This is a genomic window from Variovorax boronicumulans (genome assembly GCF_009811375.1).
Taxonomy (GTDB): Bacteria; Pseudomonadota; Gammaproteobacteria; order Burkholderiales; family Burkholderiaceae_C; genus Variovorax; species Variovorax boronicumulans.
This window is the reverse complement of sequence record NZ_BKDH01000002.1, coordinates 104,262-116,911: the sequence shown is the minus strand read 5'-3', so window position 1 is coordinate 116,911 and position 12,650 is coordinate 104,262. Positions and strand designations below refer to the sequence as shown.

At 68.0% G+C, this 12,650-nt stretch carries 10 protein-coding genes; 7 read left to right on the top strand and 3 right to left on the bottom strand.

The window, feature by feature from the left end:
* Positions 1–11 precede the first annotated feature (11 nt).
* On the top strand, positions 12–2,138 hold the full coding sequence (locus VHAB30_RS20450; RefSeq protein WP_159278443.1) for a TonB-dependent receptor: 2,127 nt from the start codon (positions 12–14) through the stop codon (positions 2,136–2,138).
* A gap of 74 nt (positions 2,139–2,212) precedes the next feature.
* On the opposite strand, the gene metK is transcribed toward VHAB30_RS20450, so the two are convergent.
* The gene (gene metK, locus VHAB30_RS20445) at positions 2,213–3,397 is read right to left on the bottom strand and encodes a methionine adenosyltransferase (RefSeq protein WP_062471813.1); all 1,185 of its coding nucleotides are present in this window, start codon (positions 3,395–3,397) and stop codon (positions 2,213–2,215) included.
* A gap of 232 nt (positions 3,398–3,629) precedes the next feature.
* Between metK and VHAB30_RS20440 the strand changes: the two genes are divergently transcribed.
* Both VHAB30_RS20440 and VHAB30_RS20435 read left to right on the top strand, forming a co-directional pair.
* Positions 3,630–4,529 carry a lysophospholipid acyltransferase family protein gene (locus tag VHAB30_RS20440; protein WP_095948316.1) on the top strand — a complete coding sequence of 300 codons (900 nt, stop codon included), beginning with the start codon at positions 3,630–3,632 and terminating at the stop codon, positions 4,527–4,529.
* Positions 4,526–5,410: an LpxL/LpxP family acyltransferase gene (locus VHAB30_RS20435; protein ID WP_159278442.1), complete on the top strand. Its 885-nt coding sequence runs from the start codon at positions 4,526–4,528 to the stop codon at positions 5,408–5,410. The genes VHAB30_RS20440 and VHAB30_RS20435 overlap by 4 nt, the downstream gene beginning before the upstream one ends.
* On the opposite strand, the gene VHAB30_RS20430 is transcribed toward VHAB30_RS20435, so the two are convergent.
* Together VHAB30_RS20430 and yihA are read right to left on the bottom strand one after the other, a co-directional pair.
* Positions 5,404–6,318 (bottom strand): alpha/beta fold hydrolase, encoded by a 915-nt coding sequence (locus VHAB30_RS20430; protein ID WP_159278441.1) that lies wholly within the window; start codon positions 6,316–6,318, stop codon positions 5,404–5,406. The two genes, VHAB30_RS20435 and VHAB30_RS20430, sit on opposite strands and share 7 nt — an antisense overlap.
* Before the next feature lie 90 nt (positions 6,319–6,408).
* Positions 6,409–7,146 carry a ribosome biogenesis GTP-binding protein YihA/YsxC gene (yihA, locus tag VHAB30_RS20425; protein WP_159278440.1) on the bottom strand — a complete coding sequence of 246 codons (738 nt, stop codon included), beginning with the start codon at positions 7,144–7,146 and terminating at the stop codon, positions 6,409–6,411.
* 71 nt (positions 7,147–7,217) lie between these two features.
* On the opposite strand from yihA, the gene VHAB30_RS20420 reads away from it, so the two are divergent.
* The 4 genes from VHAB30_RS20420 (at position 7,218) to msrP (ending at position 12,637) form a co-directional block, all read left to right on the top strand.
* Positions 7,218–7,889 carry a c-type cytochrome gene (locus VHAB30_RS20420; protein WP_062471798.1) on the top strand — a complete coding sequence of 224 codons (672 nt, stop codon included), beginning with the start codon at positions 7,218–7,220 and terminating at the stop codon, positions 7,887–7,889.
* Between the two features lie 121 nt (positions 7,890–8,010).
* The gene (locus tag VHAB30_RS20415) at positions 8,011–10,191 is read left to right on the top strand and encodes a cytochrome c biogenesis protein ResB (protein ID WP_159278439.1); all 2,181 of its coding nucleotides are present in this window, start codon (positions 8,011–8,013) and stop codon (positions 10,189–10,191) included.
* A complete protein-coding gene (gene ccsB, locus VHAB30_RS20410; protein ID WP_062471791.1) occupies positions 10,188–11,507 on the top strand; it encodes a c-type cytochrome biogenesis protein CcsB in 1,320 nt (439 codons plus the stop codon). Before VHAB30_RS20415 ends, ccsB begins: the two co-directional genes overlap by 4 nt.
* A gap of 116 nt (positions 11,508–11,623) precedes the next feature.
* Positions 11,624–12,637: a protein-methionine-sulfoxide reductase catalytic subunit MsrP gene (msrP, locus tag VHAB30_RS20405; protein ID WP_159278438.1), complete on the top strand. Its 1,014-nt coding sequence runs from the start codon at positions 11,624–11,626 to the stop codon at positions 12,635–12,637.
* The last annotated feature ends 13 nt before the right edge of the window (positions 12,638–12,650 follow it).

The following is a 12,650-nucleotide window of genomic DNA, read 5'->3' as shown; positions in this document are numbered from 1 at the left end:
AATCGGTGCCGATGAATGCCGCACTCTCCTATCCGCTTCGCCTGCTGATCCTGGGCGCTCCGCTGGCCGTGCATGGCCAGCAGCCCGCCACGTCGCCGGCCGGCACGCTGCGCGATGTCACCGTTTCCACGCCGCGCGGCACGCTGTCTCCGTTTCTCGTGCCCGGCTCGGTCGACCGCGTCGATGGCGACGAGATGCGCGACAGCCGGATGCAGGTCAACCTGTCGGAGAGCCTGGGCGCCGTGCCGGGCCTGCAGGTGCAGAACCGCATGAACTACGCGCAGGACCTGCAGCTGTCGGTGCGCGGCTTCGGTGCGCGCTCGACCTTCGGCGTGCGCGGCGTGCGCCTGTACGTCGACGGCATTCCGGCCACCTTGCCCGACGGGCAGGGGCAGACCTCGAACATCGACATCGGCTCGGTCGACCGCGTCGAGGTGCTGCGCGGGCCGTTCTCGGCGCTGTACGGCAATTCGTCGGGCGGCGTGGTGCAGGCGTTCACCGCATCGGGGGAGGGCGCGCCGCGCCTGTCGTACTCGCTGGCGGGCGGCAGCTTCGGCAGCTGGCGCCAGTCGCTGCAGCTCAGTGGTTCGCAGGGCGCGGTCGACTACCTGCTCGGCGCGAGCCACTTTCGCACCGACGGCTGGCGCGAGCAGAGTGCCGCGCGGCGCAACATCGCGAACGGCAAGCTGGGCATCGCGCTCGACAACGGCGACAAGCTCACGCTGGTGCTCAACAGCGTGCGCATCGAGGCGCAGGACCCGCTGGGCCTGACGGCCGAGCAGGTCGCGCAGGCACCGCGCAAGGCGCCGCTCGCGCTGCAGTACGACACGCGCAAGACGGTCGAGCAGACGCAGGTCGGCTTGCGCTATGAGCGGCGCCTGAATGCCGAGCAGGCGCTGCAGTTCATGGTCTATGGCGGCGAGCGCAAGACCGTGCAGTTCCAGTCGATCCCGCCGTCGGCGCAGCAGAGCCCGCTGCATGCGGGCGGGGTGATCGACCTCACGCGCCAGTACGGCGGCGTCGACCTGCGCTGGACCGCCGCACTGCAGCTGGCCGACCGGCCCTTCGACCTCGTGGCGGGCCTGGGCTACGACAGCCTGCGCGAGCGCCGCCGTGGCTACGAGAACTACCTGGGCCCGGTGGCCGCGCCCCTGCTGGGCGTGCAGGGGCGGTTGCGCCGCAACGAGCGCAACGAGGTCTGGAACCTCGATCCGTATGCGCAGGCGGCGTGGCGTTTTTCCGAGCGCTGGACGCTCGAGGCCGGCGTGCGCCGCAGCCGTGTGCACTTCGATTCGCACGACCTCTACATCGGTGGTGCCAACCGCGACGACAGCGGCAGCGCGAGCTACAGCAAGACCTTGCCTGTGGCCTCGCTGCGCTACCAGGCCACGCCCGATCTCGCGGTGTACGGCTCGGCCGGCCGGGGCTTCGAGACGCCGACGCTCAACGAGCTGTCGTACCGCCCGGGTGGCGCGAGCGGGCTCAACTTCGGGCTGCGGCCGTCGGTGAACGACAGCCTCGAGGTGGGCGCGAAGGCGCGGTTGGGCGGCGGCCTGCTGACGGCGGCGTTGTTCCACACCCGCACGCGCGACGAGATCGTCACCGCCACCAACAGCGGCGGTCGTGCCACCTTCCAGAACGCGGGGCGCACGCGGCGCAACGGCTTCGAGCTTGGCTGGCAGCACGAGACGGCCGACCACTGGCGCACGCAGCTCGCCTACACGTGGCTGGACGCGACCTACCGCGATGCGTTCTGCTCGCCGTCGCCCTGCGCGGGCAGCAATGCCGTGAACGCGGGCAACCGCATCCCGGGCATCGCGCGCCAGTCGCTGTTCGCCTCGCTCGGCTGGGTGCCGCCCGAGGGCTGGCGCGCCGGCGTCGAGATGCGCGCGCTGAGCCGCATCCAGGCCAACGACCTGAACACCGCGAGCGCGCACGGCTACGCCGTGGCGGCGCTGTACGCCGGCTACCTGAAGAAGTGGGAGCGCTGGGACTTCAACGCCTTCGCGCGCGTCGACAACCTGTTCGACCGCCGCTACATGGGCTCGGTCATCGTCAACGAAGGCAATGCGCGCTTCTACGAGCCCGCGCCCGGTCGCAACTGGACGGTGGGCCTGAGCGGCGCGTACCGCTTCTGAAGAACGCGCCATGAAAGGAAAAGGCCCGCCGCCCCGAGGGGACGGCGGGCCTTGAGACCCGGTAGTCGCAGTGCTTACTTGAGGCCGGCTGCGGCGCGCAGTGCGGCCGCTTGCGTCGTGGCTTCCCAGGTGAACTCGGGCTCTTCGCGGCCGAAGTGGCCGTAGGCGGCGGTCTTCTGGTAGATCGGGCGCAGCAGGTCGAGCATCTGGATGATGCCCTTCGGACGCAGGTCGAAGTGCTCGCGCACGAGTTCGGCGATCTTCTCGTCGGGGATCACGCCGGTGCCTTCGGTGTAGACCGTGATGTTCATCGGCTGGGCGACGCCGATGGCGTACGCCACCTGGATCTGGCACTGGCGCGCCAGGCCGGCGGCCACGATGTTCTTGGCCACGTAGCGCGCGGCGTAGGCGGCCGAGCGGTCGACCTTCGACGGGTCCTTGCCCGAGAACGCGCCGCCGCCGTGCGGGCAGGCGCCGCCGTAGGTGTCGACGATGATCTTGCGGCCGGTGAGGCCGCAATCGCCCTGCGGGCCGCCGATGACGAAGCGGCCGGTCGGGTTGATCAGGTAGCGCGTGTTCTGCAGCCATTCCTTGGGCAGCACGGGCTTGATGATCTCTTCGATGATGGCTTCGTTGAACGAGGCCTTCATCTTGGTCGGCGTTTCGCTCTGGTCGGGGCTGTGCTGCGTGGAGAGCACCACGGTGTCGATGCTGTGGGGCTTGCCGTCCACGTAGCGCATCGTGACTTGGCTCTTGGCATCAGGGCGCAGGAAGGGCAGGCGGCCGTCCTTGCGCAGTTGGGCCTGGCGCTCCACGAGGCGGTGCGCGTAGTAGATCGGCGCGGGCATCAGCTCGGGCGTCTCGTCGCAGGCGTAGCCGAACATCAGGCCCTGGTCGCCGGCGCCGGTGTTCAGGTGGTCGTCGGAGGCGTGGTCCACGCCCTGGGCGATGTCGTTGGACTGCTTGTCGTAGCAGACCATCACGGCGCAACCCTTGTAGTCGATGCCGTACTCGGTGTTGTCGTAGCCGATGCGCTTGATGGTGTCGCGCGCGACCTGGATGTAGTCGACGTGCGCGTTGGTCGTGATCTCGCCGGCGAGCACCACGAGGCCGGTGTTGGTCAGCGTTTCGGCGGCGACGCGGCTGCGGGGGTCCTGTTCGAAGATCGCGTCGAGGATCGCGTCCGAGATCTGGTCCGCGACCTTGTCGGGATGGCCTTCGGAAACCGATTCGGAAGTAAAGAGAAAGTCGTTCGCCACTGTGGTCACTCCTTGAAGTTCAATTGGCGCGTTGCCAACTCTGCGGAGCCCTGGCGAACGCTTTAGCAGATGTCGACGTATCGACGGGACACAATCGCATTCGCGCTTGTGGGTGTCGCCCTGCAAGTTGTTCCGTAACTCGGCGACAATTTGCATTCTATTCGAGCCGCGCAATACCATGCGCGCGCGTCCGCCTTTTGACCCTCCCTGACTCTCTCCCCCTCCCCGTTCAATGATCACCCTGTTCCGCCTGCTTGCCCGCGTGCCGATGCCGTTGATGCATCGGCTCGGCGCCTTGCTGGGATGGCTGGTCTGGTGGTGTGCGCCGGATTACCGCCGCCGCTTCAAGGCCAACGCCGAGAGCGCCGGCTTTTCGCCCGCGCAGTACCGTCCCGCCATCGCCGCCGCCGGCCACATGGCGTCCGAACTGCCCTGGCTGTGGCTGCGCCCGCAGGGCGAGAGCGTGCTGACGCGTGTGGTGCGCTGGGAAGGCGTCGAGGCCTTCGAGGCCGCGATGCGCGCGAAAAAGGGCGTGATCCTCGTGGCGCCGCACCTGGGCAGCTGGGAGATGTGCGGCCAGGCCATCGGCGAGCGCTTTCTCGCGGACTTCGGGCCGATCACCGCGCTGTTCCGCCCGGCGCGCAAGAAATGGATGGCCGACCTGATCGCCGCGGGCTCGCGCGACCGGCCCGGCCTGCAGACCCTGCCGACCAACAACACCGGCGTGCGCGGCCTGATCCGCACGCTGCGCAGCGGCGGTTACACCGGCATCCTGCCCGACCAGGTGCCGCCGCTGGGGCAGGGCGTGTGGGCGCCTTTCCTCGGCCGCCCCGCCTACACCATGACCCTGCTTCCCCGTTTGGCCCAACAGACCGGCGCCGCCTGCTTCCTCAGCGTGTGCGAGCGCCTGCCGCGCGGAGCGGGCTACGTGATCCGCTTCGAGCCGATCGTCGGCACCGCGCTCACCGACCCCGAGGCGTCCATCGAAGACGCCGCCGCCGCCATGAACGACGGCATCGGCCGCCTGATCCACAGCCTGCCCGGCCAGTACGTCTGGGACTACGCGCGCTACAAGGAGCCGCGCGGCGAACCCGCCGTGGTGGCCAACGCCGCCGGAGGCGCCGCGCCATGAGCCTCAGTTCCCGACTCGGTATCGGCTTCATGCGGGTGCTGGCCCCGCTGCCCCTGCCGCTCGTGCGCGGCTTCAGCAGGGTCCTCGGCCGCCTGCTGCACACCATCGCCGTGCCGCGGCGGCGCGTGGTCGACCGGAACCTGGCCCTGTGCTTCCCCGGAAAGTCGGAGGCCGAGCGCCGCGCCATCGCGCGCGAGACCTTCGTCTTCGTCGCGCAGTCGTGGCTGGACCGCAGCTGGCTCTGGCATGCGCCCGAAAAGGTGGTGAAGAGCCGGCTGAAGATCGTCGGTTCTGCCTCGGAGATCCGCGAGATCGCCGAGGGCGACGCGCCGATGATCCTGTTCGCGCCGCACTTCTACGGGCTCGACGCCGCGGCCACCGCGCTCACCATGCACACGGCGCGCCCGTCGGCCACGATCTACACGACCCAGCGCGACCCGATGGTCGACGCCTGGATCCGCGAAGGCCGCACGCGCTTCGGCGACGTGGCGGCGCTCAACCGGGTGGACGGCATCAAGCCCATCCTCGCGGGGCTGCGCAAGGGCGGCCTGCTGTACCTGCTGCCCGACATGGATTTCGGGCGCGACCAGACCATCTTCGTGCCCTTCTACGGCGTGCAGGCGGCCACCGTGCCCTCGCTGTCGCGCTTCGCGCGGCTGGGCAAGGCCAAGGTGGTGCCGGTGGTGGCGAAGCTCACGCCCGGTGGTTACGAGATCCAGGTGCTGTCGGCGTGGCAGAACTTCCCGACCGACGACGTCGAGGCCGACACGGCGCTCATGAACGAGCGCCTGCAGGGCTACATCGACACGATGCCGTCCCAGTACTACTGGGTGCACCGCCGGTTCAAGACCCGCCCGGAAGGCGAGCCGCCAATCTACTGATTGCGGGCCAGGAAGCCCTCGATCTCGCGCGCGACCAGCTGCGGCTGCTCGTGCACGATCCAGTGGGTGGCGTTCGGCACCTTCTTGACTTCGAGCTTCGGCACGTACTCTTCCAGCCCTTCGAGCAGGCCCGGCAGCAGCGCGGCGTCGTCGAGTGCCCAGAACACGAAGGTCGGCATGGTCACCGTGAGGCGTTCGCGCGGCAGCACCGGAATGCTGTCGACGGTCTGGCCCGGCAGTGGCGGCTTCATCGGGGTCACGCGGTACAGGTTGCAGGCGCCCGTGAGGCCCGCGCTCCAGACCTCGCGGTACTGCTGCTTCACCTCTTCGGTGAGCCAGCCGAAACCGTCCGGCCCGGCCTTCATCAGCAGGAAGAAGGGCCACATGCGCTTGAAGTCGTCGGCCGCGAGCAGCGCCTCCGCATCGGGGCGCGCCAGGAAGTGCATGTAGGCGCTGGCCTGCTGCTGCGCCGGGTTGTTGCGCAGCTCGCGCGTGAAGGTGCCCGGGTGCGGCGAATTGATGATGACCAGCTTGCCGACCTGCTGCGGGAAGGCGTTGGCGTAGCCCCAGGCGAAGGCGCCGCCCCAGTCGTGGGCCACCAGCGCGGCCATGGTGCCGTCGGCGCTCTCGGTGGCCACGAGCTGCTGGATGTCCTGGATCAGCAGGTGGGCCTTGTAGTCGGCCACTTCCGTGGGGGCGCTGGATTTCTCGAAGCCGCGCAGGTTGGGCGCCACGCAGCGGTAGCCGCCGTGGGCCGGGTCCGAGAAGTAGGCGAGCAGTTCGTCCCAGATGAACGCGGCCTCGGGAAAGCCGTGCAGGAACACCATCAGCGGCTGGCCCGGCTTGCCGGCGGCGCGGCAGCTGAGGGTGGTGCCGTTGGGCAGGCTGCGTTGGAAGGTCTCGATCATGCTTCGTGTCTCCTTGGGTTGACTGTTGCTATTGTTTTGATAGTGAACTTCGCAGACGAGGCGCTCGATGCAGCCGGTTCCCCTAGCGCATCAGGCGTCGTCGGCCGGTGGCGGCGCGGGCGCTGCCGCGGCGTCGTCGGGGTGCACCCAGCGCCACAGCAGCTCGGCCGCTTCGCCGACCCCTTGCTTCTTCAGGGCCGAGAACAGTTTGACCTCGCCGCCGCCGGCGTTCAGTCGCGTAATCGACAGCACCTTGGCGGCTTCGGTGCGCGTGAGCTTGTCGGACTTGGTCAGCAGCACGAGGAATTTCAGGCCTTGCTCGACGCGCGGACGGATCACGTCGAGCAGGATCTCGTCGAGCTCGGTCATGCCGTGGCGCGGATCGCACATCAGGACAACCCCGCGCAGACTTTCGCGCGTCATGAGGTAGTTGCCCATCACGCGCTGCCAGCGCAGCTTGGCTTCCTTCGGCACGGCCGCGTAGCCGTAGCCGGGCAGGTCGGCCAGCACGGCGTCGTCGACCTTCTGCTTGCCGATGCCGAACAGGTTGATGTGCTGCGTGCGGCCCGGCGTCTTCGAGGCGAAGGCCAGGCGCGTCTGCTGCGTCAGGGTGTTGATGGCGGTCGATTTGCCGGCGTTGGAACGGCCGACAAAAGCGATCTCGGGCAGGTCGACCGGGGGCAGGTGCTCGAGCTGCGGAGCGCTGGTCAGGAAGTGGGCGGTGTGCAGCCAACCGAGGGCCACGCGCTCGCGTTCAGCGACCTGCGGGTCCACGGCAGGGGCCGCGCGGGGAGGATAAGCGGCGGACTTGGCGCGCGGGGAGGTCATCAATGGGCTTTCGGAACGGGGCGCCATTGTAGAATCGCGGGGTTTTGCGCCATAAATTCGAAGCCCCCGATATGAAGTTGTTTGCCAATATTCTGCTTGCAGCCCTCATGGGCGTCGCAGCCAGCGCGAGTTTTGCAGCCGATGAGCATGCAGCTGCCCCCGCAGCGGCAGCCGCCAAGCCGGCCAAGCCCGATCCCGCCAAGGGCGACACGCTGTTCAATGCGACGCCGGCCAACAGCCAAAGCTGTGCTTCGTGCCACAACGCGGACGGCAACTCGGCCATCGCAGCCAACCCCAAGCTGGCGCAACAACACCCCGAATACATCCTCAAGCAGCTGCAGGACTTCAAGTCCGGCAAGCGCAAGAGCGCCATCATGAAGCCGCTGGCCTCGGCGCTGTCCGAAGAAGACATGCGCAACATCGCCTGGTTCGTCGGCTCCAAGAAGATCAAGCCGGGCTTCTCGAAGGAGAAGGACACGGTCGCCCTCGGCGAGAAGATCTACCGCGGCGGCATCGGCGATCGCCAGATCCCGGCCTGCGCCGGCTGCCACAGCCCGAACGGTGCCGGCCTCCCGGCCCAGTACCCGCGCCTGGGCGGCCAGCACGCCGACTACACCGTGACCCAGCTCGTGGCCTTCCGCGACAACGTCCGCCTGAACAGCTCGCCCATGAACGGCGTGGCCGCCAAGCTCAACGACCGCGAAATCAAGGCTGTCGCCGACTACATCGCCGGCCTGCGCTGATTTCCGCCGTCGCGCTGTCCAGCGTGAACTAACCGCCGATAAAAATCCCAAACAAAGGGCGGGCCGATCCAGGAGGATGGCCCGCCCTTTTGTTTTTTTCCTCTTTCCTGGTTCCCTCCCGATGACCGTTTCCACCCATGGCCTTCGCGTGCATCGCGGCCCGCAGCTGCTTCGCGCCGCGGTGGAACTGCTGTCGTCGATGCGCTTCGCGATCGCGCTGCTCACGGTCATCTGCATCGCCTCGATCATCGGCACCGTGCTCAAGCAGCATGAGCCGATCAACAACTACATCAACCAGTTCGGGCCTTTCTGGGCCGAGCTGTTCCGCACGGCGCGGCTCGACTCGGTCTACAGCGCCTGGTGGTTTCTGCTGATCCTGCTGTTCCTGGTGATCAGCACGTCGCTGTGCGTCGCGCGCAACACGCCGCGCATCCTGATCGACCTGCGCACCTTCAAGGAAGACATCCGCGCGCAGAGCCTCAAGGCCTTCGGCCAGCGCGCCGAGAACCGGCTGGCTGAAACGCCCGACATGGCGGCCAACCGCATCGGCCAGCTGCTCGTGAGCGGCGGCTGGAAGGTCAAGCTGCAACAGCGCAACGCCAGCGCCGACGGCAAGGCCTCGGCCGGCTGGATGGTCGCGGCGCGCGCCGGCGGCGCGCACAAGCTGGGCTACATCGCTGCCCACAGCGCCATCGTGCTGGTCTGCATCGGCGGCCTGCTCGACGGCGACCTGGTGGTGCGCGCCCAGACCTGGTTCAACGGCAAGAGCGTGTTCACGGGCGGCGGCATGATCGCCGACGTGGCGCCCGAGCACCGCCTGTCGACCGCCAACCCGACCTTCCGCGGCAACATCCTCGTGCCCGAGGGGGGGCGGGGCAACGTGGCCATCCTGAACCAGGCCGACGGCGTGCTGCTGCAGGAGCTGCCGTTCACCATCGAGCTGAAGAAGTTCATCGTCGACTACTACTCGACCGGCATGCCCAAGCTGTTCGCCAGCGAGGTGGTGCTGCACGACCGCGAGAGCGGCGAGCAGGTGCCCGCGCGCATCGAGGTGAACCACCCGGCCAGCTACAAGGGCGTGGAGATCTACCAGTCGAGCTTCGACGACGGCGGCTCCACGGTGAAGCTCAAGGCGGTGCCGATGGCGGCCGCGGCCAAGCCCTTCGAGGTCGAGGGCATCATCGGCGGCCCGAGCACCGAGATCACCAACGGCAAGGACAAGCTCACGCTCGAGTACGCCGCGCTGCGCGTGATCAACGTCGAGAACTTCGCCGACGGTGGCGCCATGGGCAGCGGCGCCGACGTGCGCAAGGTCGACCTGCGCCACGGCATCGAGTCGCGCCTGGGCGCCGCCAACAAGACCAACAAGCCCAAGGTGCTGCGCAACATCGGCCCGAGCATCGGCTACAAGCTGCGCGACGCGGCCGGCCAGGCGCGCGAGTACCAGAACTACATGGTGCCGGTCGATGCCGGCGACGGCCAGCCGGTGTTCCTGCTGGGCATGCGCGAGAAGCCCGAGGAGCCGTTCCGCTACCTGCGCGTGCCGGCCGACGAGCAGGGCTCGATGGACGGCTTCGTGCGCATGCGCACCGCGCTGGGCGACCCCGCCACGCGCGAGCGCGCCATCCAGCGCTACATCGCCAAGGCGACCGACCCGAAGCGCCCCGAAATGGCCGAGCAGCTGCGCGTGTCGGCCGCCCGCGCGCTGGCGCTGTTCTCGGGCGCCGAGCGCGCCAAGGCCGACGCCGCGTCGCAGGGCGGCTGGCAGGCGATCGCCGAATTCATGGAAGCCAACGTGCCCGAGGCCGAGCGCGAGCGCGCCGGCACGGTGCTGGTGCGCATCCTCAACGACGTGCTGTTCGAAGTGCTCAACCTGAGCCGCGAGGGCGCCGGCCTGGCCGCGCTGCCGAACGACGAGAAATCGCAGGGCTACCTCACGCAGGCCGTGCTGGCCCTGAGCGACGCGCACTTCTACCCGGCGCCGGTCGCGATGATGATGACCGACTTCACCCAGGTGCAGGCCAGCGTGTTCCAGGTGGCGCGTGCCCCTGGCAAGAACATCGTCTATCTGGGGTGTCTGTTGCTGATCGTCGGTATTTTTGCCATGCTGTACGTGCGCGAGCGCCGCCTGTGGGTGTGGCTGACACCCGGCGGCGGCGCCTCTGGAGACAACGACGGCCGCGAAACGGTCGCCACGATGGCGTTCTCGGTCAACCGCAAGACCTTGGACAGCGATCGCGAATTCGAGCACCTGAAGCACAGGTTGCTCGCCCTGAAGAAAGAAGAACCGGCGTCACCATGAACACCACGACCCTCACGCTCCACGAAAGCTGGCTCTCCCGCCGCAACCTGTTCGACTGGGTGTTCGCGGCGCTGGTGCTGGCCGGCGGCGCGTTCGCCTTCATGCGCCACGCCGGCTCGATGGACAGCTACGAAAAGCCGATCCTCGTGGCGGCGCTGGTCTCGGTCATCGGCATCTGCTGGTTCTGGCGCCCGCTGCGGGTGCTGACGCTGGTGGTGGCCGCGGCCTCGCTGCTGGCCATCAGCTCCTACCAGGGCGACCTGGCGCGCGCCGATTCGGTGTTCTGGCTCAAGTACTTCCTGTCGAGCCAGTCGGCCATCCTCTGGATGAGCGTGCTGTTCTTCATGAGCACGCTGTTCTACTGGATCGGCTTCGCCGCCGGCAAGCAGCAGGCCGACACCTTCGACCTGATCGGCTCCCGCCTGGCCTGGGCGGCCGTGACGATGGCGCTGATCGGCACCATGGTGCGCTGGTACGAAAGCCACCAGCTCGGCCCGGACATCGGCCACATCCCGGTGAGCAACCTGTACGAAGTGTTCGTGCTGTTCTGCTGGCTGACGGCTGCGTTCTACCTGTACTTCGAAGAGCGCTACAACACGCGCGCGCTGGGTGCCTTCGTGATGCTGGTGGTGAGCGCGGCGGTGGGCTTTTTGCTCTGGTACACGATCGTGCGCGAGGCGCACGAGATCCAGCCGCTGGTGCCCGCGCTGCAGAGCTGGTGGATGAAGCTGCACGTGCCCGCCAACTTCATCGGCTACGGCACCTTCGCGCTCGCGGCCATGGTGGCCTTCGCCTACCTCATCAAGGAGCAGGCGAGCGAGACCCGCTGGTACAAGCTCACGCCGATCTGGCTCCTGGGCGTGGCGCTGTGCTTCGTGCCGGTGGCCTTCCGCCAGCGCGTGCAGGAAGCCGGCGGCAGCTACTGGGTGATCTATGCGGGCATCTCGGCGCTGATCGCGGCGGGCATCCTGCTGGGACGCAAGCGCATCGCGGCGCGCCTGCCGGCCAACGAGGTGCTCGACGACGTCATGTACAAGTCGATCACCGTCGGCTTCGCCTTCTTCACCATCGCGACCGTGCTCGGCGCCCTGTGGGCGGCCGACGCCTGGGGCGGCTACTGGAGCTGGGACCCGAAGGAAACCTGGGCGCTGATCGTCTGGCTCAACTACGCGGCCTGGCTGCACATGCGCCTCGTGAAGGGCCTGCGCGGCACCGTGGCGGCCTGGTGGGCGCTGGCCGGCCTGGCCGTGACCACCTTCGCCTTCCTTGGCGTGAACATGTTCCTGAGCGGGCTGCACAGCTACGGCACGCTGTAAGCGCAGGCGTTGCGCCTTTTGCGAAGAATTGAAACCACGCGCCACCATGGCGCGTAACCAAACCGGGGCATGTCACGAACTACCCTGAGCACAACGATTCACGCGAAAGGCCTGCCATGTCGTTCCATTCCCGTTCGCACCGTCGCGACACCCAGGGTTTCACCCATCCGCTGTCGAGCGAGATCACGCCGCGCGCCGCCTACGAAGGCCGGCGCGACCTGCTCAAGCTGATGGCCGGCGGTGCCGCGGGTGCGGCGCTCGCCACCTTTGCCGGGCGCGAGGCCTTCGCCCAGGCGACCGGCCCGCACAAGCTGGCCCTGTTGCCGGGCGCCAAATCGGCCGTGCCGGGCGCGCAGACGATGGAAAAGCTCACCGACTACAAGGACGCGAGCAGCTACAACAACTACTACGAGTTCGGCGTCGACAAGGGCGATCCGGTGAAGAACGCCGGCACCCTCAAGACGCGGCCGTGGACCGTGGAGGTCGAAGGCCTGGTCAAGAAGCCGGGCAAGTACGGCATCGAGGACCTGCTCAAGCTCAGCGCGCAGGAAGAGCGCATCTACCGCCTGCGCTGCGTCGAGGGCTGGTCGATGGTGATCCCGTGGGTGGGCTATTCGCTGGCCGAGCTCATCAAGAAGGTCGAGCCGCAGGGCAATGCCAAGTTCGTCGAGTTCGTGACGCTGGCCGATCCGAAGACCATGCCCTTCGTCGGCTCGCGCGTGCTCGACTGGCCCTACACCGAAGGCCTGCGCATGGACGAGGCGATGCATCCGCTCACGCTGCTGGCCTTCGGCATGTACGGCGAGGTGCTGCCCAACCAGAACGGCGCGCCGGTGCGGCTCGTGGTGCCATGGAAGTACGGTTTCAAGTCGGCCAAGTCGATCGTCAAGATCCGCTTCGTCGAGAAGGAGCCGAGCACGGCCTGGAACAAGGCGGCGGCGCAGGAGTACGGCTTCTATTCGAACGTGAACCCGAACGTCGACCACCCGCGCTGGAGCCAGGCGACCGAGCGCCGCATCGGCGACGGCGGCGGCCTGTTCGCGAAGCGGCGCAAGACCGAGATGTTCAACGGCTACGAGGCACAGGTCGGCCAGCTCTACGCCGGCATGGACCTGAAGAAGAACTACTGAGCTCCCGCGCCCG

Coding starts and splice junctions, on each gene's coding strand:
- VHAB30_RS20430 (WP_159278441.1), bottom strand. CDS start 6,318: ATGATCGAGACCTTCCAACGCAGCCTGCCCAACGGCACCACCCTCAGC.
- ccsB (WP_062471791.1), top strand. CDS start 10,188: ATGAACACCACGACCCTCACGCTCCACGAAAGCTGGCTCTCCCGCCGC.
- VHAB30_RS20450 (WP_159278443.1), top strand. CDS start 12: ATGAATGCCGCACTCTCCTATCCGCTTCGCCTGCTGATCCTGGGCGCT.
- yihA (WP_159278440.1), bottom strand. CDS start 7,146: ATGACCTCCCCGCGCGCCAAGTCCGCCGCTTATCCTCCCCGCGCGGCC.
- VHAB30_RS20440 (WP_095948316.1), top strand. CDS start 3,630: ATGATCACCCTGTTCCGCCTGCTTGCCCGCGTGCCGATGCCGTTGATG.
- VHAB30_RS20435 (WP_159278442.1), top strand. CDS start 4,526: ATGAGCCTCAGTTCCCGACTCGGTATCGGCTTCATGCGGGTGCTGGCC.
- VHAB30_RS20420 (WP_062471798.1), top strand. CDS start 7,218: ATGAAGTTGTTTGCCAATATTCTGCTTGCAGCCCTCATGGGCGTCGCA.
- VHAB30_RS20415 (WP_159278439.1), top strand. CDS start 8,011: ATGACCGTTTCCACCCATGGCCTTCGCGTGCATCGCGGCCCGCAGCTG.
- msrP (WP_159278438.1), top strand. CDS start 11,624: ATGTCGTTCCATTCCCGTTCGCACCGTCGCGACACCCAGGGTTTCACC.